This is a genomic window from Pseudomonas sp. LJDD11, from assembly GCF_024584215.1.
Classification (GTDB): domain Bacteria; phylum Pseudomonadota; class Gammaproteobacteria; order Pseudomonadales; family Pseudomonadaceae; genus Aquipseudomonas.
In genome coordinates this window covers 66,795-86,177 of sequence record NZ_JANJFL010000016.1, presented here as the reverse complement: position 1 = coordinate 86,177, position 19,383 = coordinate 66,795, and the positions used below count along the sequence as shown (strand labels likewise).

The 19,383-nt window shown below is 63.0% G+C and carries 16 protein-coding genes; 7 read left to right on the top strand and 9 right to left on the bottom strand.

The genetic code is table 11. The annotated features are described in order from the left end of the window. Window positions 1-3: 3 nt before the first annotated feature. The 4 genes from NRB16_RS18525 to NRB16_RS18510 form a co-directional block, all read right to left on the bottom strand. Window positions 4-2,004 carry a DUF3488 and transglutaminase-like domain-containing protein gene (locus NRB16_RS18525; RefSeq protein WP_257106643.1) on the bottom strand — a complete coding sequence of 667 codons (2,001 nt, stop codon included), beginning with the start codon at window positions 2,002-2,004 and terminating at the stop codon, window positions 4-6. Next, window positions 2,001-2,957 carry a DUF58 domain-containing protein gene (locus tag NRB16_RS18520; RefSeq protein WP_045492013.1) on the bottom strand — a complete coding sequence of 319 codons (957 nt, stop codon included), beginning with the start codon at window positions 2,955-2,957 and terminating at the stop codon, window positions 2,001-2,003. Before NRB16_RS18520 ends, NRB16_RS18525 begins: the two co-directional genes overlap by 4 nt. Then, window positions 2,954-3,871, bottom strand: coding sequence for a MoxR family ATPase (locus NRB16_RS18515; RefSeq protein ID WP_045492016.1), 918 nt, complete (start codon window positions 3,869-3,871; stop codon window positions 2,954-2,956). Before NRB16_RS18515 ends, NRB16_RS18520 begins: the two co-directional genes overlap by 4 nt. 122 nt (window positions 3,872-3,993) lie before the next feature. After that, window positions 3,994-4,272, bottom strand: a complete 279-nt coding sequence (locus tag NRB16_RS18510; RefSeq protein ID WP_045492018.1) for a hypothetical protein — start codon at window positions 4,270-4,272, stop codon at window positions 3,994-3,996. Window positions 4,273-4,396: 124 nt separating this feature from the next. On the opposite strand from NRB16_RS18510, the gene NRB16_RS18505 reads away from it, so the two are divergent. Beyond that, entirely contained in the window at window positions 4,397-5,431 is a 1,035-nt protein-coding gene (locus tag NRB16_RS18505; protein WP_045492020.1) for a patatin-like phospholipase family protein, read from the top strand. A 10-nt stretch (window positions 5,432-5,441) separates the two neighbouring features. On the opposite strand, the gene NRB16_RS18500 is transcribed toward NRB16_RS18505, so the two are convergent. After that, complete coding sequence (locus NRB16_RS18500) at window positions 5,442-5,996, bottom strand: TetR/AcrR family transcriptional regulator (protein ID WP_045492022.1); 555 nt, start codon at window positions 5,994-5,996, stop codon at window positions 5,442-5,444. 229 nt (window positions 5,997-6,225) lie between these two features. Here NRB16_RS18500 and NRB16_RS18495 point away from each other — a divergent pair, with 229 nt between their 5' ends. Together NRB16_RS18495 and NRB16_RS18490 are read left to right on the top strand one after the other, a co-directional pair. After that, window positions 6,226-7,395 carry an efflux RND transporter periplasmic adaptor subunit gene (locus tag NRB16_RS18495; RefSeq protein ID WP_373568477.1) on the top strand — a complete coding sequence of 390 codons (1,170 nt, stop codon included), beginning with the start codon at window positions 6,226-6,228 and terminating at the stop codon, window positions 7,393-7,395. Window positions 7,396-7,416: 21 nt separating this feature from the next. Further along, window positions 7,417-10,542: an efflux RND transporter permease subunit gene (locus NRB16_RS18490; protein ID WP_045492024.1), complete on the top strand. Its 3,126-nt coding sequence runs from the start codon at window positions 7,417-7,419 to the stop codon at window positions 10,540-10,542. A gap of 262 nt (window positions 10,543-10,804) precedes the next feature. On the opposite strand, the gene NRB16_RS18485 is transcribed toward NRB16_RS18490, so the two are convergent. The 4 genes from NRB16_RS18485 to NRB16_RS18470 are packed head-to-tail and all read right to left on the bottom strand — an operon-like array spanning window position 10,805 to window position 15,470. Beyond that, window positions 10,805-12,265: an amidase gene (locus tag NRB16_RS18485; protein WP_045492026.1), complete on the bottom strand. Its 1,461-nt coding sequence runs from the start codon at window positions 12,263-12,265 to the stop codon at window positions 10,805-10,807. Window positions 12,266-12,270: 5 nt separating this feature from the next. Beyond that, window positions 12,271-13,500: an MFS transporter gene (locus tag NRB16_RS18480; RefSeq protein WP_253142312.1), complete on the bottom strand. Its 1,230-nt coding sequence runs from the start codon at window positions 13,498-13,500 to the stop codon at window positions 12,271-12,273. A 10-nt stretch (window positions 13,501-13,510) separates the two neighbouring features. Further along, window positions 13,511-14,434 (bottom strand): transporter, encoded by a 924-nt coding sequence (locus tag NRB16_RS18475; RefSeq protein ID WP_257106642.1) that lies wholly within the window; start codon window positions 14,432-14,434, stop codon window positions 13,511-13,513. Between the two features lie 55 nt (window positions 14,435-14,489). Continuing rightward, window positions 14,490-15,470: a helix-turn-helix domain-containing protein gene (locus NRB16_RS18470; protein WP_253142310.1), complete on the bottom strand. Its 981-nt coding sequence runs from the start codon at window positions 15,468-15,470 to the stop codon at window positions 14,490-14,492. Window positions 15,471-15,694: 224 nt separating this feature from the next. Between NRB16_RS18470 and NRB16_RS18465 the strand changes: the two genes are divergently transcribed. From NRB16_RS18465 to NRB16_RS18450, 4 genes are all read left to right on the top strand, one after another. Beyond that, window positions 15,695-16,288, top strand: coding sequence for an amino acid synthesis family protein (locus tag NRB16_RS18465; RefSeq protein WP_045492034.1), 594 nt, complete (start codon window positions 15,695-15,697; stop codon window positions 16,286-16,288). Window positions 16,289-16,390: 102 nt separating this feature from the next. Next, window positions 16,391-17,224, top strand: a complete 834-nt coding sequence (locus NRB16_RS18460) for an alpha/beta fold hydrolase (protein WP_045492036.1) — start codon at window positions 16,391-16,393, stop codon at window positions 17,222-17,224. Continuing rightward, complete coding sequence (locus NRB16_RS18455; protein ID WP_045492038.1) at window positions 17,221-18,702, top strand: aldehyde dehydrogenase; 1,482 nt, start codon at window positions 17,221-17,223, stop codon at window positions 18,700-18,702. Before NRB16_RS18460 ends, NRB16_RS18455 begins: the two co-directional genes overlap by 4 nt. 15 nt (window positions 18,703-18,717) lie before the next feature. Continuing rightward, window positions 18,718-19,203 (top strand): flavin reductase family protein, encoded by a 486-nt coding sequence (locus NRB16_RS18450; RefSeq protein WP_045492040.1) that lies wholly within the window; start codon window positions 18,718-18,720, stop codon window positions 19,201-19,203. Window positions 19,204-19,383: the final 180 nt, after the last annotated feature.

Sequence of the window (19,383 nt, the reverse complement as noted above, 5' to 3'; positions counted from 1 at the left end):
GAGTCACGGATGTCGGTTCTTCGCGCTCGCCAGACGCCAGGGCAACTGACGACGCAGATTCTTCAAGGCGCGGCGCAAGCCATGCAACGAGGTCGAAGGTGCAGCATAGCGCTGGGCGATAAACTGCACGATGAAATCCTCGATGGCCAACGCCTGCTGCGGAAACCGCAGCGCGGCACGCTCACCGAATGCCTGAGCCCCCTCGTCCGGCAAGCGTCGCAGCCCATGGCGCGCCAATAACCGTTCGAACGCATTGAACAGACGAAGTTGCGCATCGCTTTCGCGCTGCCAGGGCTTGAGTACCCACAACACCCCCAGCGCCAATGCCAGCAGCAAGGCAACCACGAACGCCGGCACCTGCCAACCCGAGAACCAGCGATCGAGCACTTGCAACTGCTGCTGGCCCTGATAGCCCAACACCCAGCGCTGCCAGCCGTAGTTGAGGTTGTCCCAGCCCAGACGCAAATCGTTGAGCCACGGTACATGACGGTAGCGCAGCGCCGACATCGGTGCGTCAGCCAGAAACGCTTCATCGGCGGCCAGGGCCTGCTCCAGCCCTTGCTCGATACGCTGTGGCGCCACCGCAGCAGTCGGGTCGACAGAGCGCCAGCCGATTTCTGGCTGCCAATATTCGACCCAGGCGTGGGCATCGTACTGGCGCACGGTCAGGTACTCCCCAGCGGGGTTGAATTCGCCGCCCTGATAGCCGGCCACTACCCGGGCCGGAATGCCCGCCGCGCGCAGCACGAAAACCATCGCGCCCGCGTAGTGCGCGCAAAAGCCTTGACGGCTGGCAAACAGAAAGTCGTCGACACTGTCGGGCCCCAGCACCGGTGGCTTGAGCGTGTAATGAAAGGCCTGCTCACTGAACTCCCGCAGCACCGCCTCGGCCAGCCTGTCCGGCTGCCGGTAGCGACGCTGCAAGTCAGCCGCCCATTGCCGGGCCTGCGGGTTGCCCTTGGCAGGCAACTGCAGGGCCTGTAGCTGCAGGTAGGCATTGGGCCGCACGTCACGCAATGCCTGCGGCCAGGCCTGGGCGGCGTACATCAACGACTGGCTGACCGGGCGGCGCCGCTGCAGGCGAAAGTCGCTCATCAGGCGCACATCGCCCTGATCGCTCTGGCTGACGTCCAGGCTCGGTAACCAGGGCTTGCCGCTCGGCTCCATCACGATGCTGTAACCCAGCGGCTCGCCCTGCTTTTGCCACTGCGCCAGTTGCACGCCTTGGGTCGGTGCCGACTGCGACCAGCGCCGGCCATCGAACTGATCGAGGGTCAGGCTGCGCCAGTACAGGCGGTTACGCGCCGGCAGCTCGCCGTCGAAGCTGGCGCGAAACACCAGTGCTGGCGAGCGACTCAGCTCAGCCATGTCCCCCGGCGCCATATTGTCTGAAAGCCCTGTCATGCCTTTGTTGCCCGGCTGTGGCAGCGACCAGATCGGCTCCAGCCGTGGAAAGAACAGGAACAGCACCAGCATCAGCGGTACGGCCTGGAGCATCAGCTTGCCGGCCAGACGCAACGTCGCGCCCGGATTGCTCTGCGGGTCACTCTGGTTCAGGCCAATCAGCGCCGCCAGCAAGGCGCCGACCGGCAACAGGGTGAACAGCCCCCAGAACAGGTTGCTCTCAAACAGGTAGCCCACCACCACACAGAAGAACCCAAGCAGAATCAGTACCAGCGCATCGCGCCGGGTGTGCATTTCCAGCATTTTCAACACAAAGGCGGCAATCAGCAGCGCCGCACCGGCTTCCAGCCCTATCAGGGTGCCTCGGGCCAGATAAACGCCGCCCGCCGTGCCAATCAACAGCGCAACCTTGACCCAGGCACTGGGTATCCGCGCACGCATGCGAAATACCTGGATGCGCCACAACGTGCACACCAGCCATAGGCCAATCAATGGCGGCGGCACATGCATGACAAAAGGCACGATGATCAGCGCCTGGGCCAATAACAGCCAGGTCAGGGCGATGCGGCTGATGGGCAGGGAAAGCTCGGCTTTGCTCATCCGCGCACTCCGTACAGTGCCAGGGCGCGCAAGCAGGTCTCACGATGACGATCGCCGCTGTCGATGGCCACTTCAAAACCGGGCAGGCGCATGGCGAACGGCTGCTGCCGCTGTGACAATTCCAGCACCCAATAACACAGCCGCGACAGCCGCTGCTCGATATCACCATCAAGCACGGTGAAATCCAGGCACAGGTCATGGCCGCTGAGGTCATTGAAATCCTTGACCAACAACCCCTGCCCCCGCGACCAGGCTTTCCAGTGCAGACGCCGCAGGTTATCGCCGGGCTGGTAGCTGCGCAGACCTTGATAATCGTCCACCCCCTGGCCGCGGGTAAGTTGACCATCGTCTTCGGCATGCGGCTGCACCCCGGCCTGTAATGGCATGCGCCCGGCGACCGGCTGCGGGTAGATCAGCACCGTCTGCTCCAGGTCGAGCCAGGTCCAGGCACGCAACAAACCCAATGGAAACACGCTCTCGACCCGCAACCGCGGCGCGCGCAGCCAACCACGGGCCTGGGCCGGCAGGCTTAACTCCAGCTCGCTGTTGCCGGCGGCGGGCACATTGCTTCTCAATAGGCTCAGCGCATCCCACCCCACGCCAACGCACTGGTGGGCCGGACCGGAGCTGTCCAGGCGCAGGCGCAGTAACACGGTCTCACCGACAAATACCGCGCGGGCGGCGCCAGCGCTGATGATCAGGCCACTGAGGTTGCGATAGGTATGGACGATGCCCAGCAGCCCCACCGACAACAGCAGGAACGTCAGGCCATAGGCCAGGCTGTTCTGATAATTGATGCCCACCAGCAGCATCAACAGCAATAGCCCGGCAAACGCCGCGCCATTACGGGTCGGCAGGATAAAAATGCGCCGGTGATCGAGCACGATGCGCGTCGCCGCCGGAATGCGCCGCACCAACCAGCGTTGCCAGACAGGCTTGAAGCGTTCGATCACAGCGCTGGCACCTCACGCAGCAACCACTGCACCAACGCATTACCGCCATGCCCGGTCGGGTCACTGCGCTCACGCAGCCGATGGCCGACCACCGCAGGCAATACTGCCTGGACATCTTCCGGAATCACATAATCGCGGCCCGCGATCAGCGCCCAGGCCCGCGCTGCCGCCAGCAAGGCCAGGCTGGCACGGGGCGACAGGCCAAAAGCGAACTGTGGCTGGCTGCGCGTGGCATCGACCAGCCGCAGGACGTAATCGACCAACGCATCACTGACCCGTATCTGGCGCGCCTGAGCCTGCAACAAACCCAGCTCGGCATGATCAAGCAGTGGCTGGATCTGCGGCAACAACAGACGCCGCGACTGCCCCAGCAGCAAGGCTTTTTCGGCTGTACGGGCCGGATAGCCCATCGAAATACGCATCAGGAACCGGTCCAGTTGCGACTCCGGCAAGGCGAAGGTGCCGCCGGAACTGAACGGGTTCTGGGTCGCGATGACAAAAAACGGGTCAGGCAGCAGCCGCGTGGCGCCTTCGATAGACACCTGCCCCTCTTCCATGGCTTCAAGCAGCGCGCTCTGGCTTTTCGGGGTGGCGCGGTTGATTTCATCGGCCAGCACCAATTCGGTGAAGATCGGCCCCGGATGAAAGGTGAACTGCCCGGTTTCACGGTCGAACACCGAGGTGCCAAGGATGTCGCCCGGCAGCAGGTCGGAGGTGAACTGAATACGTTGATAGCTCAGACCAAGCACCCTGGCCAGGGTATGGCTCAGGGTGGTCTTGCCCATTCCGGGAAGGTCTTCGATCAGCAGATGGCCGCCTGCCAACAAACAGGTAACAGCCATTCGAACCTGGGCTTCCTTGCCCAGCACGACCTCATTGATCGCGCTCAGACAGGCATCGAGTTTTCTCCCCATCACACAACCTCTCTTGACAGCTGATGGCCATTGCTGTGCCACAAGTAAGACACACTACGAGTAGCGTAGGTCTTTTCAGCATAGAGATGGTTTGATTCAAATGCTTTCTGTTAATTGGTGACTCAGCGACCTGCACGCGACTCACGAATATAGAACCGGGCTTTCTCGGCCTTTTCAGTGCAGCCTTCGAAGGCTTCGAACTGTTGCTGGGTCTTGGCACCGGTCAACAATGACAGCGCCTTGGAGTAACTGACAGTGCCGGCAAAACCTTCGGCCTTGGCCAGATCCAGCTCTTTCCAGGCGGCGTCGAGCTGGTTGCCACAACTGGCCCGATAGCTGGTCTTGCCTGCACAGCCAGCCAGCGCCACGATAATCAAGGGCAGACAGATCCAGGCTTTCATGGGATGTTTCCTCAAACGTATTAGGGGGTAGCTGTTGGACGATGCCGTGCAGTGAAAGTGCCATGACCATCTCTCGAAAGCGTAACCGTTTTTGTAGTCATTTGAGACCACAGAGGGTGTTGTCATGAGCAAAAGAATCGCGCTGGTACTGGGCTCCGGTGGCGCACGGGGTTATGCCCACATTGGGGTCATCGAAGAACTGGAACGCCGCGGCTATGAGATCGCCTGCATTGCCGGCTGCTCCATGGGCGCGGTGGTCGGCGGCATCTACGCGGCCGGCAAGCTGGGTCATTATCGCGACTGGATCGAAAGCCTCGATTACCTCGACGTGCTGCGGCTGGTGGATGTGAGCTTTCGGCTGGGCGCAATTCGCGGCGAGAAAGTCTTCGGACAGATTCGCGAGATCGTCGGTGACATCAACATCGAAGACCTGGCGATCCCCTATACCGCCGTCGCCACCGACCTGACCAACCAGCAGGAAATCTGGTTTCAGGAAGGCTGCCTGCATCAGGCGATGCGCGCCTCGGCGGCGATCCCCAGCCTGTTTACCCCGGTCATGCAGGGCTCGCGCATGCTGGTCGACGGCGGCCTGCTCAACCCGCTGCCCATCGTGCCGGTGGTATCGAGCCATTGTGACCTGATTGTGGCGGTCAACCTCAACGCCACCCACCAGCAGCCTTACAGCCTGCCGGTCATCGAGCGCCCGCCAGCGGTGAAAAAACGCTTCGACCTGCTGCTCGGTTCAATCGGTTCGCGCCTGCCGTTTCGGCGTCGCCTCGAAGGCAACGAGCAGCCGCTGGCTGGCGAGGATCAACCCCAGCCATTCAACCCATGGCTGAATGAACCCAGTGCCGACCCGCAGGGCCAGCAGGCCGCAGCGGCCCCGGAAAAACCCGGCGCGCCGAAGTCCGCGACCGGCGCAATTGTCATCGACAACGTCGGCCCGGCGTCGCTGCTCGACCTGATCAACCAGAGCTTCGAGGTGATGCAGACCTCACTGGCGCAGTACAAGATCGCCGGTTACCCGCCGGATATCCTGATCAACGTGCCCAAGCGGGTGTGCCGCTTTTTCGAGTTCTACAAGGCCCCGGAACTGATCGCGCTGGGCCGGCAAATCGCCCGCGACACGCTGGATCGCTATGAGGGTGAGGGGCGCTGAAATAGTGATTTCAGGCCTTGCCTGCACCTTCGAGAAAGAACTTCAGCAATACCCCCGGCATCGCCGCACGGGCCACCCGGCCACGCCGCTCGGATTCGACCAGGCCGAAGATCATTGAACAGAACAGCTCGGCCAGCACCGGCGCACTGATGTCGATACGAAACACCCCGGCATGCTGGCCACGCAAAAAGAACGCATCCAGCGCATCGGAGTACGGCATCCAGCGGCGCATCTCGGCATCTTCCTGCATGCAGTCGGGGCGCCATTCGGCCATCATGAAGATCAGCATTTCCCGGTGGGTCAGATGCCCCTCGATCAGACGTTGCAAGGCCGTCAGGGGCGGTGCGTTTTGCAGGTCGGCATCGACAGTGGTCTGCAACATCAGCCTGGAACTGTGCTCGTGTAGCATTTCGACAAGATTTGCCCGAGTGCCGCAGAAGCGATTGAGGGTCGCCTTGCTGACCCCGGCGGCCTGAGCAATGTCTTTGAACGTGCCACTCTGATGATCGACCACGGCAACCGCCAGGGCCTTTAAAAACTTGGTGTCTGAAGCAGGTAGATCCATGAGACGGGACTTCACTCGGCAAGAACAGCGTGGGCGCCATTGTGCAGAAATGGCTCACAATCACAATGAATATTGCAAAATTGCTCACACAAGCATCACATGAGTCAATATTGACTCATATAGCACAAAGCTAGATCATTGCCAGCTTATTGATATTGACTCATATAGCACAAAGCTAGATCATTGCCAGCTTATTGAAAAGGACTATGGGCACTGCCCCGGGTGAGTAATGAGCAAAATGCACAGAGGGCGGATCGCTACGGCGGTGGCGCTGGTGGCCGTCTTGGGCCTGAGCGGATGTGATCAACAGCCAGCGGAACAGGCGCCGGGTGCAGGCGGGCCGCGCGAGGTCGAGGCCCTGACAGTCAAGGCAGAACCGTTCACGGTCATCAGTGAACTGCCCGGCCGGGTCGAACCAGTGCGGGTCGCTCAGGTGCGGGCCCGGGTCGCCGGTATTGTGCTGAGCCGCAACTTCACCGAAGGCAGTGACGTCAAGGCCGGTCAGGTGCTGTTCCAGATCGACCCGGCGCCATTCAAGGCCGCGCTGTCCAAAGCCCAGGGCGACCTGGCGCGTAGCGAAGCGACCCTGTATGACGCCCAGGCCACCCTTAAGCGTTACGAGCCGCTGGTGAAGATCGAAGCGGTCAGCCAGCAAGCCTTTGATACCGCCAAAGCCGCCATGCAGAATGCCCAGGCGGCGCGCCGGGCAGCCCAGGCCGATGTCGAGACCGCGCAGTTGAACCTTGGCTATGCGACGGTCAAGGCACCGATTTCCGGACGGGTCGGGCGTGCCGCCGTGACCGAAGGCGCGCTGGTCGGCCAGAACGAAGTCACACTGCTGGCCACTATCCAGCAACTGGACCCGGTGCATGTCGACTTTACCCAACCGGTCGCCGATGCCCTGCGCATGCGTGCAGCCATGCAGGACGGCCGGCTGCCCAAAGGCGGTGAAGAGGCCTTGACCCTGAGGGTCGAGGGCACTGACTACCAGAGCCGCGGCACCTTGCTGTTCACCGATGTGGATGTCGAGCGCAATACCGGCCAGGTGGCCTTGCGAGCGCGCTTCAACAACCCGGACGGCCTGCTGCTGCCAGGCATGTTCGTGCGGGTTCAGGCCCCGCAAAGCGTCGAGCCGCAGGCCATTCTGGTGCCGCAGCGAGCCGTGCAACGCAGCGCCGACGGCAATGCTCGGGTGATGGTGATTGGTACTGACGGCACTGCCCAGGCGCGCCCGGTACAGACCGGCGCGATGCAGGATTCACGCTGGCAGATCACCGCCGGCCTGCAGGCCGGTGAGCAGGTCATTGTCGGCGCCATGAACGGCCTCAACCCCGGTGACAAAGTGAGCGTCAAGGCACCCGATCACGTGCAAGCACAGGCCCAGCCTGCCGCCCGCTAAGCCTGACTACGAGGAACCGTCATGTCAGAGTTTTTCATCAAGCGGCCCAACTTCGCCTGGGTCGTCGCCATATTCATCCTGCTGGCGGGGTTGATCGCCCTGCCCTCGCTGCCCGTGGCCCAATACCCCAACGTGGCACCGCCGCAGATCACCATTACCGCGACCTACCCTGGCGCCTCTGCCAAGGTGCTGGTCGACTCGGTGACCAGCGTGGTCGAGGAAGAGCTCAACGGCGCCAAGGGCCTGCTGTACTACAACTCGACCAGCAACGCCAACGGCATTGCCGAGATCAACGTGAGCTTCCAGCCCGGTGTCGACCCGGACCTGGCTCAGGTCGAAGTTCAGAACCGCATCAAAAAGGCCGAAGCGCGTCTGCCCCAGGCGGTATTGACCCAGGGCCTGCAGGTCGAACAGGCCAGCGCCGGCTTTTTGCTGATCTACGCCTTGAACTACAAGGGTGATACCGCAGGCCGCAGCACCGTGGCGCTGGCCGACTACGCCGCGCGCAACGTCAATAACGAGCTGCGCCGGGTTCCCGGTGTCGGCAAGCTGCAGTTTTTTGCCTCTGAAGCGGCCATGCGGGTATGGATCGACCCGCAGAAGCTGGTCGGCTATGGGCTGTCGATCAGTGACGTGACCGCCGCGATCAGTGCCCAGAACGTCCAGGTGCCGGCTGGCAGCTTCGGCTCCAGCCCCGGTGCGCAAGGCCAGGAACTGACCGGCGTACTGGCCGTGAAAGGCACCCTGGACAACCCGGACGAGTTTGCCCGGATCGTGCTGCGCGCCAACCCGGACGGCTCCAACGTCACCCTTGGCGAGGTCGCGCGCCTGGCCGTTGGCAGCCAGGATTACAACTTCGACGCGCGCATGAACGGCAAGCTTGCAGTGGCCGGCGCGGTGCAACTGTCGCCGGGCGCCAACGCTATCGCCACCGCCGAAGCGGTCAAGCAGCGCCTGCAAGAACTGTCGGCCAGCTTCCCGGAAGACGTGGAATTCTCGATTCCCTACGACACCTCCAAGTTCGTCGATGTAGCCATCCAGAAAGTGATCTACACCCTGGTCGAGGCCATGGTCCTGGTGTTTCTGGTGATGTTCCTGTTTCTGCAGAATATCCGCTACACCCTGATCCCCAGCATCGTGGTGCCGGTGTGTCTGGCCGGCACCCTGGCAATCATGTACCTGCTGGGCTTCTCGGTGAACATGATGACCATGTTCGGCATGGTCCTGGCCATCGGCATTCTGGTCGATGACGCCATCGTGGTGGTCGAGAACGTCGAGCGGATCATGGCCGAAGAAGGCCTGTCGCCGGCCGCAGCTACGGTCAAGGCCATGGGCCAGGTGTCTGGCGCGATTGTCGGCATCACCCTGGTGCTGTCGGCGGTGTTCCTGCCGCTGGCGTTCATGGGCGGTTCGGTGGGCGTGATTTACCAGCAGTTCTCGCTGTCGCTGGCGGTGTCGATCCTGTTCTCGGGCTTCCTGGCCCTGACCTTCACCCCGGCGCTGTGCGCTACCCTGCTCAAGCCCATTGCCAAGGGCCATCATGAAAAAACCGGTTTCTTCGGTGGCTTCAACCGCCGCTTCGGGCGCCTGACCGAGCGCTATACGGCGCTCAATTCGAGCCTGCTGCAACGCGCCGGGCGCTACATGCTGATCTATGTCGGCATCGTCGCCCTGCTGGGTTTCTTCTACCTGCGCCTGCCGGAGTCCTTCGTTCCTATCGAAGACCAGGGCTACACCATCGTCGATGTCCAGTTACCGCCCGGCGCAACACGGGCACGTACCGACGCGACCGCCCAGCAACTGGAACAGTGGCTGATGAATCGCGAAGCCACCGATGCGGTGACCATGATTCTTGGTTTCAGCTTCTCTGGTATGGGCGAGAACGCCGCGCTGGCCTTCCCGACCCTCAAGGACTGGTCAGTGCGGGGCGACGGCCAGTCAGCCGCCGATGAAGCCGCTGCCTTCAACCAGGCGTTTGCCAGCATCAACGACGGCGCGGTCATGGCGGTCACGCCGCCGCCCATCGAAGGCCTGGGCACCTCCGGCGGTTTCTCGTTGCGCCTGCAGGACCGTGGCGGTCTTGGCCGTGAAGCACTGATCCAGGCACGCAACCAGTTGCTTGGTCAGGCCAACGGTAACCCGCTGATTCTCTACGCGATGATGGAAGGTCTGGCAGAGGCGCCACAGTTGCGTCTGGATATCGACCGGGAAAAAGCCCGCACGCTGGGGGTGAGCTTCGAGTCGATCAGCAATGCACTGTCCACCGCCTTCGGCTCGGCCACGGTTGGCGATTTCGCCAATGCCGGACGCCAGCAACGGGTGGTGGTGCAGGCCGAATCCGCCTCGCGGATGACCCCGGAGAGCGTACTCAAACTGTTCGTGCCCAACAGCAGCGGTACACCGGTGCCGATGGGCGCGTTCATCACCACACGCTGGGAAGAAGGCCCGGTGCAGATCGCCCGCTACAACGGTTACCCGTCGTTCTCGATTGCCGGTGACGCTGCGCCCGGCGTCAGCACCGGTGCCGCGATGGCGGAGCTGGAGCGGATCATGGCGCAGTTGCCCGAGGGCATCGGCTATGAATGGACGGGCCTTTCGTACCAGGAGAAGATCGCCAGCGGCCAGGCGACGACGCTGTTCGTACTGGCGCTGCTGGTGGTCTTTCTGCTGATGGTGGCGCTGTATGAAAGCTGGGCGATTCCGCTGGTGGTCATGCTTATCGTACCGGTCGGTGCCTTGGGTGCGGTGCTGGCGGTGACTGCGGTCGGGCTGCCTAACGACGTGTACTTCAAGGTTGGCCTGATCACCATCATCGGTCTGGCGGCGAAGAACGCCATCCTGATCGTGGAATTTGCCAAGGAAGAGTGGGAAAAAGGCAAGCCGCTGCGTGAAGCAGCGCTGGAAGCGGCACGCCTGCGCTTCCGACCGATCGTGATGACCTCGCTGGCGTTCATTCTCGGCGTGGTGCCGCTGACGCTGGCGACCGGTGCCGGGGCCGCCAGCCAGCGGGCGCTGGGTACCGGAGTGATCGGCGGGATGCTCAGCGCGACCTTGCTGGGAGTGATTCTGGTGCCGATCTTCTTTGTCTGGGTGCTGTCAGTGCTGCGGCGCAAACCGCATGCGCATGAAGAGCGTCAGGAAGCGTAGCAGCAGCTTTAACCGCAATACTTCCCCGGTGGGAGCGACCTTGGTCTGGGCGGTATTCCGACGAAGAGGCCAGCACATTCACTGCATCTGCTGTGAATGTGCCGCCGTCTTCGTTGTGGTTCGGCCCCACGACAACCGGAGCGCCGGCCTGCCACTCTCATCAAACAAAATGCAAATCATTGATTTTTAATAGATATCCCGTAGGAGCGGCTTCAGCCGCGAAGCCTTCGCGGGTGAAGCCGCTCCTACAAGGGCCGCGATATCAGCGAGGCTGACTGCCCATGGCATTGACCGGCGGCACCCGGCCGCGCCATGGGCGGGCGCGTTCGAGTTGGGCGGCCAGGGACAACAGCAATGACTCTTCGCCAAACCGGCCCATGAAATGCGCCCCCAGCGGTAACCCGCTCGGGCTCCAGTACAACGGCACCGACATCGCTGGCTGGCCGCTGGCGTTGCACAGGGCGGTGTACGGCGAGTAGCTGTGGAAATGCTCGATCAGTTGCTGCAGCGACCAGCGGTCGCTCTCGACCTGTAGCTCACCGAGACGTGGCGGCAGGCGGGCCAGGGTCGGGGTAAGGATCACATCGTAGTTCTGCATGAACCCCGCCATACGCCGGCCAAACGCATGAATCCACTCTACCGCGCCGGCATATTGGGCACCGGTTACTTCGCCTTTATCACGCAGGATGATCCGGGTACGGGCTTCGACTTCGTCGAGGCTGACCGGCGCGCCGCGCATTTGCCCCAATACATCGAGGTAGTTGCGGGTGCTGGCGCCGATGATGGTGAATACCTGATCGAGAAACGCCTCAAGGTCCACCGGCAGGCTTTCCTGCACCACCCGATGCCCCAGCGACTCGCAGAGCGTTGCTGCATCGCGCAGCGCTGCCTGACTGTCAGCAGACACCGGCCACGGACCGACCTGTTCGACCAGTGCGATGCGCAGCGGCGCCGGCTCGTCGAGCACCGCCAGCCGATAGGGCCGCGCCGCCAGCGGTGCGGCATAGGGTGCGCCCAGGTCAGTGCCAGCGGTAGCATCAAGCAAGGCGGCGCTGTCGCGCACGCTCAGGGTGATCGCGTGACCGGTGCCCATGCCCGCCCAGCCCTCGCCCACGATCGGCCCGGACGGCAGCAAGCCACGACTGGGCTTGAAGCCGAACACCCCGCAGCACGACGCCGGCACCCGCAGTGAGCCGCCGCCATCATTGCCGTGGGCAAAAGGCACCACCCGCGCCGCGACCAAGGCCGCCGCCCCGCCGCTTGAGCCGCCGCTGCTGTGCTCCAGGCTCCATGGGTTACCGGTGGCGCCGAAGCGCTGAGATTCGGTGGTGTACGAGGTGCCGAACTCCGGTGAGGTGCTGGTGCCCATCAACAGGCACCCGCTGCGCCGCAGGCGGCTGACCAGTTCGCCGTCGAAATCCGGCCGCGCCAGGCCCAGGGCATGGGAGCCATTGCTCATCAATGCACCGGCCAGCGGCGAAAACAGGTCCTTGACCAGCGTCGGCACGCCCGCGAATGGCCCCAGCCGACTGGCCGGTTGTCGGGCGGCTGCGCGGGCATCGTCGTACAGCCGCTCGACCACCGCGTTAAGCTGCGGCTCGACCCGCTCCAGGCGCACGATGGCCGCCTCCAGCAGTTCAGCGGGGTGTAGCTCGGCATTGCGCACCCGGGTGGCCAGGCCGGTGCCGTCTTCCTGGTCGAACAGATTGTGGATGTCTTGCATGTCGGTCATTCCTGATGATTCAAAGAAGAAGCCGCTGGCGCAATGCCCTGGCGACGCTGTACAGCAATCAGGGCGCAGAGCAGTGCCACGCCGAACCCGGCCAGCGCCAGGCAGAAGATCGCCTGAGGGATGCCGCCGGCCTGAGCGGCCACCGCCAGCACCACGATGGGGCTGATGAACTGGCCCAGATACAGGCACGCGGTAAAGCCACCCAGGCCACGCCCCCGAGTGCGCGCGGTCAGCGCATTCATCACCGGGGCCATGACGTTAGGCACCAGCAGCCCGGCCCCAAGGCCGTGAATGAACACCGCCAACAGCACAGCGTTGTAGCTTTGTGCGCGCATCAGCAGCCACAGCCCCAGGCCCATCAGGCACAGCAAGGCCGCATTGCAACCCGGCACCCCGAGGCGACGGCGCAGCAACGGCCAGCCCAGCGAGCCGAACAGGGTCGAGAGCAGCCCCAGACCTGCCGACAGCCCGATCAGGGTGCTCGACGTCACGCCCATGGCCACCAGCAAGCCGGGCGTCTGGATCGGCACCACGAAGGTCAGGATCATGCCGCCGAGCACCAGCGCATAGCCGATCAACACGCCCGCCAGAGACACCCGGGCGCCCTCTTCGCCCGCCACCTGAGCGACTTGCCGGTTCGGCTCCCAGAGCCAGCGGGCCATCAATGGCAGCAGCAGTAACGGCAACAGATACAGCGCGAACGGCCAGCGCCACGAGTGTTCGCCCAGCGCCCCACCGGCGACGAAAAACAGCGCGCCAACCAGGCCGATGGTCACTACCTGGCGGTTGACGTAGCGCAGCCGTTCTTCGCCATGCCAATAGTCGGCGATCAAGGCGGCGCAGCAGGTCATCACCGCCGCCTCGGCGCAGCCGAACAACATGCGCACCGCAACAATCGCCCGCAAGTCATCGAGCAGCAGCGGCAAGGCGCCCAGCAGCGCATAGAGCAAGGTACCGAGCACGAGCAGGTTCTTGCGCCCCAGTCGGTCGGCCAGCCAGCCGGCCAGGGGCGCAAACAGCGCGATGGCCAGCGCCGGACCGGTCACCGCCAGCGGCACCAGCACCTCGGCATGGGCGGTGGTCGGGCCGAATTCGGCGCCGATACGCGGCAGCACCGGCGCGATCATCACCGAACCCATAATGGTCAGGCTCGAACCCAACATCAGTAACACGCCCTCACGGCGCCCACGGGCAACCCGGAGGCTGCCCTCATGTGCAGTAGTCATGCTGAAGTCCTCAGAAACTGTGGGCGATGCGCAAGGCGACGGTGTAGCCCTCGGCCCGGTTGCGGGCGTCGAACTCTTTGTAGGCATGCAGCCAGACTGGCGGCAGGCCCGGCTTGAAGTAACTCAGCGCCGGCCCTACCGCCATGACCCGGGCACGGTTGCCGGTGGTCAGGTTCGGTGCGTCGTCGTCACTGAACTGGCGGTAGTAGTAGCCGCCGATGCCCGCTGTCCATGGCCCGAAGTGCTGGCCCACGGCAAACTCGTGGCGGTACTCGACGCCGTTTTTGTAGTCAGTGGCGTTGTTGCGGGTGTTGACGTCGACCTCGAAGCTGGACGACACCTCAAAGCCGCTGTCACTGATCCAGGTGCCATTAACGATCGGCGAGAAGGTCCAGTGATTGAGGCCGGGAGAAATCAGGCGGTTTTTATCGTAGTCGCCGGTCGGTGCCTGAATCTGGAATTGCGCGTTGACGAACAGGTTCGGCGACAGGTTCCACTGCAGGATCAGCGGGGTTATTTGCACGTCAGCCAAGCGAAACGGATCGGCCTCGAACTCCAGCCGCCCGACCGGTGTGTCGATGCCGAGTTCGGCGTCCATTTTGAAGAACGGCACCACCGTACTGAAGCCGTAATTGGCACCGAACAGTTGGTAGTCGGTCATGCGAATGTAGGCCAGCCCCAACGACAGCACACTCAGGGAAAAGTCATTGTTGACGTCGTTGCCGCGGCCGTCTTTCTGCACCCTGGCCGAATAAAAGGAAGTGCGCAGGCCCAGCGTACCGTTGGGGGTGACCGGCGGTGTCATCCCGGCACCGAAGTCATAAACCCCGACAGCGGTGGTGGGTGCACCGTTCTCGGTCGCCAGGGCGGTCCCGCACAGCCCTGCCAGCGTGGCCAGTAACAAAACCCGCGCGTTGTTGTTTTTATGGTTCATGGGATGCCCCTTGTTTAGTGTCAGGGACATCCTCGACGGTAGCGGCCAAAGGCCGTTATCCGTTTTCAGCACAACCGCTGCGGCGCAGGGTTTGTGACGGCAACTCGCCGAACATCTGCCGGTATTCACCCGAAAAACGGCTCAGATGCCAGAAGCCCCAGCGCGCCGCCACGTCCTGCACCGAGGTCGCGGCACTGCCACGCAACAGCTCACGACGCACCGCATTGAGGCGCACCGCACGCAAGTAAGCCAGCGGGTTGAGGCCCAGAGCCTCCTGGAAGCAGTACTGCAATTTGCGCCGGCTGGCACCGATGTTGTTGCACAGGTCCAGCAGGGTGAAGGGTTGGTCGAGGTGGGTCAGTGCGTACTCCCTGGCACGGTCGACCATGCGCTTGCGGGCCGTGGCGTTCAGGTGCTCGCCATCCGGGGCCACCTGATCGAGCAATTGCAGCATGATCGCGTCGCGCAGCGCATGGCGAATCGACTCATAGTTGAGGGTCTGCGCGTCAGTGCTGAACAAGTCATCGAGCACCCCGCGCAGTTCAAGGTGTAACCCGGTCTCCTCCAGCCGGTAACAGGTGGGAAAAGAGGTAATCTGCAATTCACGGTTCTGGCGCTGCAGTATGTCTTGCAATGCGTCGCGCTCCACGGCGATGCACAGCAGGTCCAGCGGGCCTGGGGTGCGCACTTGCGGCAGGTCATCGGCTTGCGCCACCAACAGGCTGGGGCGACTGATGGTGTGCCCGGCGCAATACACATCGTCATGTTCGGCCAGCGGCAGGCTGAACGTCAGCGCCCCCTGCCAGGCCTGGCCGCTCTTGATCATGGCCTGATTAGAGCGGTCGCGCACCAACTGCATCCAGCCGCAGCGCAGCTCGGTGAGCTCGCCCGCGAAGCGTCCCGGGGTCAATTGGTCGTAGCTGAGCTGCCAACTGGACAGGTTATGCGCATGCTCGTCGATATCGGTGGCCTGGCAACGGCGCAGGCCGGAAAAATCCAGTGCGGGCGTATCGCCCGCTACAGTGAAATGGTTCATCGCCTGTCACTCCCGACGCAGTCGTCGGCACTGAGGCAAGTTCCGTTCCGGGCGCCTGGGTGCGGGCAATATTGTGCCGAAACTGGATAGTGCTGACGTCGCCGGTCACGGTCCGGGCAGGCCCGAGCGGCTTTTTTTCACCGGCTTTATAGAAAGGACTTGCGCGGACAATCTTATGGTATACCATCATACCAAATACAACGACCCACCTATGGGAGTCCTCCATGAGCTTCGAAATTCGCAAGATCGTCACCTACACCGAAGAAACCCTGATTGAAGGTGGCAAAGCCACTGACAAGCCGGTGACCATGGTCGGCCTGGCCGCCGTGATCAAGAACCCGTGGGCGGGTCGTGGTTTCGTGGAAGACCTCAAGCCTGAAATCCGTGCCTGGTGTTCCGACCTGGGTGCGCTGATGGTTGAGCGCCTGACCGCCGCCATCGGTGGTGCCGACAAGATCGAAGCTTACGGCAAGGCCGCTGTGGTCGGCGCTGATGGCGAAATCGAGCACGCTTCTGCGGTAATCCACACCCTGCGCTTTGGCAACCACTACCGCGAAGCGGTCAAGGCCAAGAGCTACCTGAGCTTCACCAACAAGCGTGGCGGCCCGGGCACTTCGATCCAGGTGCCAATGATGCACAAGGATGACGAAGGTCTGCGTTCGCACTACATCACTCTGGAATTCCAGATCGAAGATGCGCCACGTGCCGACGAAATCGTCGTGGTACTGGGCGCAGCCAACGGCGGCCGCCTGCACCCGCGCATCGGCAACCGCTACATCGACCTGGAAGAACTGGCTGCCGAGAAAGCGGCTCAGTAATTTCATTCCGGATCTGTGCGAAAGGATGGCGCGTGCAGGCCAGGATGGCCGCGCAGTGCCCCTTTCGCTACAGAGTCTGATACGCCTGTGTAGGAGCAATCCATGATTCGGCTCACCGCTGAACGCACCCCGGCCGGCACCAGTTATCTGGCGACCGGCCAAGGCCACCCCGTGGTGTTGATTCACGGGGTGGGACTCAACAAAGAAATGTGGGGCGGGCAGATCGTCGGTCTGTCGACCGGCTACCAGGTCATTGCCTATGACATGCTCGGCCATGGTGCCAGCCCGCGTCCGGACCCGGACACCGGCCTGCCAGGCTATGCCGAACAACTGCTGGAACTGCTCGACCATCTGGGCCTGGAACACGCCACGGTGATCGGATTCTCAATGGGCGGTCTGGTGGCACGTGCCTTCGCACTGCATCATCCGCAGCGTCTGGCCGGCCTGGTGGTGCTCAACAGCGTGTTCAACCGCTCTCCCGAACAGAGTGCCAGCGTTATTGCCCGTACCACTCAGGTCGCCGAACACGGCCCGGATGCCAATGCCAGCGAAGCACTGGCGCGCTGGTTCAGCCGTGAATACCAGGCGGCCAACCCGGCGCAGATCGCCGCGATTCGCCAAGACCTGGCCAATAACGACCTGCAGGGTTACCTGACCACTTATAAACTGTTCGCCACCCAGGACATGTACCGCGCCGAAGACCTGGGCAGCATCAATGTGCCGACCCTGATCGCCACCGGCGAGCTGGACCCAGGCTCGACCCCGGACATGGCTCGCCAACTGGCGATGCGCATCAAGGGCGCCGAAGTGGCCATCCTGCCTGAACAGCGCCACATGATGCCGGTCGAGTCGCCACGCCTGGTCAACCAGGTGCTGCTCGACTTCCTCGACAAATCCGCGGCCTTACACAACCCGATCAAAGGGGATGTTGCATGACCCTCACTCGTTTTCAGATGTGCATCGACGGCCAATGGGTCGATGCCCTCTCCGGCAAGACCTTCGACAGCCTCAACCCGGCGCTGGCCGAGCCTTGGGCGCAGTTGCCCGATGCCGATGAAGCCGACGTCGAACGTGCCGTCCAGTCGGCGCAGACCGCCTTCGAAAGCCCGGCCTGGCGCGGTTTGACTGCCACCGCACGGGGCAAGCTGCTGCGTCGGCTGGGCGATCTGATTGCCGAGAACAAAGAACACCTGGCCCAGCTGGAAAGCCGTGACAACGGCAAGCTGATCCGCGAAACCCGCGGCCAGGTCGGCTACCTGCCCGAGTTTTTTCACTACACCGCAGGGCTTGCCGACAAGCTCGAAGGCGGCACCCTGCCGCTGGACAAGCCTGACCTGTTTGCCTACACCGTGCACGAGCCGATGGGTGTTGTGGCCGGGATCATCCCGTGGAACAGCCCGCTGTACCTGACCGCGATCAAACTGGCCCCTGCCCTGGCGGCCGGCAACACCATCGTGCTCAAACCTTCCGAGCACGCCTCGGCGACCATTCTGGAGCTGGCGCGCCTGGCCTTGGAAGCCGGTTTCCCGCCGGGCGTGGTCAACGTGGTCACCGGCTACGGCCCAAGCACCGGCGCCGCGCTGACCCGCCACCCGCTGATTCGCAAGATCGCCTTCACCGGCGGCGCCGCCACCGCGCGCCATGTGGTGCGCAGCAGCGCCGAGAACTTCGCCAAGCTGTCGCTGGAACTGGGCGGCAAGTCGCCGAACATCATCTTCGCCGACGCCGATCTGGACAGCGCCATCAATGGCGTGGTCGCCGGCATCTACGCCGCCTCGGGGCAAAGCTGTGTGGCCGGCTCGCGGCTGCTGGTGCAGGACGAGATCTTTGATGAATTCGTCGAGCGTCTGGTCGAACGCGCCAAGCGCATCCGGATCGGCAACCCGCAAGACGAAACCACCGAGATGGGCCCGATGGCCACCGCCCAGCAACTGGCAGTCGTTGAAGGCCTGGTGGCCGACGCCGTCGCTGAGGGCGCACGCCTGCGCCTGGGTGGCAAACGCCCGGCAAACGCCGAGGCCGGCTGGTTCTATGAGCCGACCCTGTTCGAGTGCGACAGCAACTCGATGAAGATCATGCAGGAAGAAGTGTTTGGCCCGGTGGCCTCGGTGATTCGCTTCAAGGACGAGGCCGAGGCGCTGGCGATCGCCAACGACTCGCAGTTCGGCCTGGCGGCTGGCATCTGGACCCGTGATCTTGGCCGCGCACACCGGCTGGCTCGCGACGTGCGTTCCGGTATCATCTGGGTCAATACCTACCGTGCAGTATCGGCCATGGCGCCGATCGGCGGTTTCAAGAACAGCGGCTACGGTCGCGAGAGCGGCATCGACTCGGTGCTGGCCTATACCGAACTGAAAACGGTATGGATCAATCTCTCGCAAGCACCGATGCCCGATCCTTTCGTGATGCGTTAACCGAGGCTGCAGCAAATGATCGAACCCGGTATCTACAAAGAAGTCATGGGCTCCTTTCCGTCAGGGGTGACCATCGTCACCACCCTGGACGCCGAAGGCAACCTGGTAGGCATCACGGCCAGTGCGTTCAGCGCGCTGTCCATCGATCCGGCGCTGGTGCTGTTCTGCCCCAACTACGCCTCGGACACCTACCCGGTGCTGCGTGACAGCAAGCGCTTCGCCATTCACCTGCTCGGTGCCGACCAGCAAGCCGAAGCCTACGCCTTTGCCGGCAAAGGCAAGGACAAGGCCAAAGGCATCGAGTACACCCTGAGCGAGCTGGGCAACCCGTTGCTGGCCAAGGCTACAGCGATCATCGAGTGTGAACTGTGGCGAGAGTACGACGGCGGCGACCACGCCATCATCGTCGGCGCGGTGAAGAACCTGATCCTGCCGCCAGAGCCGGTGACCCCGATGATCTATCATCGCGGCAAGCTCGGCGCCCTGCCCGCGTTCGGCTAAGACTGATCGTCATGGGTGGCCTTGTTGGTTCGGGGCAACTGCGTGATAAACTCGGCAAAAGCCCGGGCCCCCTTGGGGTGCGCGGGCTTTTGCGTTAGTCCAGTCATTTACTGGCTTCGGCAGACTATCAGCGTTCGTGTAAGAGGGTGTTTACAAAATCGACGAGCGAAGGCAAGACAA

Excerpts from the sequence above, each read along its gene's own strand:
- NRB16_RS18525 (WP_257106643.1), bottom strand. The coding sequence starts at position 2,004 with ATGAGCAAAGCCGAGCTTTCCCTGCCCATCAGCCGCATCGCCCTGACC.
- NRB16_RS18515 (WP_045492016.1), bottom strand. The coding sequence starts at position 3,871 with ATGGGGAGAAAACTCGATGCCTGTCTGAGCGCGATCAATGAGGTCGTG.
- NRB16_RS18510 (WP_045492018.1), bottom strand. The coding sequence starts at position 4,272 with ATGAAAGCCTGGATCTGTCTGCCCTTGATTATCGTGGCGCTGGCTGGC.
- NRB16_RS18505 (WP_045492020.1), top strand. The coding sequence starts at position 4,397 with ATGAGCAAAAGAATCGCGCTGGTACTGGGCTCCGGTGGCGCACGGGGT.
- NRB16_RS18500 (WP_045492022.1), bottom strand. The coding sequence starts at position 5,996 with ATGGATCTACCTGCTTCAGACACCAAGTTTTTAAAGGCCCTGGCGGTT.
- NRB16_RS18495 (WP_373568477.1), top strand. The coding sequence starts at position 6,226 with ATGAGCAAAATGCACAGAGGGCGGATCGCTACGGCGGTGGCGCTGGTG.
- NRB16_RS18490 (WP_045492024.1), top strand. The coding sequence starts at position 7,417 with ATGTCAGAGTTTTTCATCAAGCGGCCCAACTTCGCCTGGGTCGTCGCC.
- NRB16_RS18485 (WP_045492026.1), bottom strand. The coding sequence starts at position 12,265 with ATGCAAGACATCCACAATCTGTTCGACCAGGAAGACGGCACCGGCCTG.
- NRB16_RS18480 (WP_253142312.1), bottom strand. The coding sequence starts at position 13,500 with ATGACTACTGCACATGAGGGCAGCCTCCGGGTTGCCCGTGGGCGCCGT.
- NRB16_RS18475 (WP_257106642.1), bottom strand. The coding sequence starts at position 14,434 with ATGAACCATAAAAACAACAACGCGCGGGTTTTGTTACTGGCCACGCTG.
- NRB16_RS18470 (WP_253142310.1), bottom strand. The coding sequence starts at position 15,470 with ATGAACCATTTCACTGTAGCGGGCGATACGCCCGCACTGGATTTTTCC.
- NRB16_RS18465 (WP_045492034.1), top strand. The coding sequence starts at position 15,695 with ATGAGCTTCGAAATTCGCAAGATCGTCACCTACACCGAAGAAACCCTG.
- NRB16_RS18460 (WP_045492036.1), top strand. The coding sequence starts at position 16,391 with ATGATTCGGCTCACCGCTGAACGCACCCCGGCCGGCACCAGTTATCTG.
- NRB16_RS18455 (WP_045492038.1), top strand. The coding sequence starts at position 17,221 with ATGACCCTCACTCGTTTTCAGATGTGCATCGACGGCCAATGGGTCGAT.
- NRB16_RS18450 (WP_045492040.1), top strand. The coding sequence starts at position 18,718 with ATGATCGAACCCGGTATCTACAAAGAAGTCATGGGCTCCTTTCCGTCA.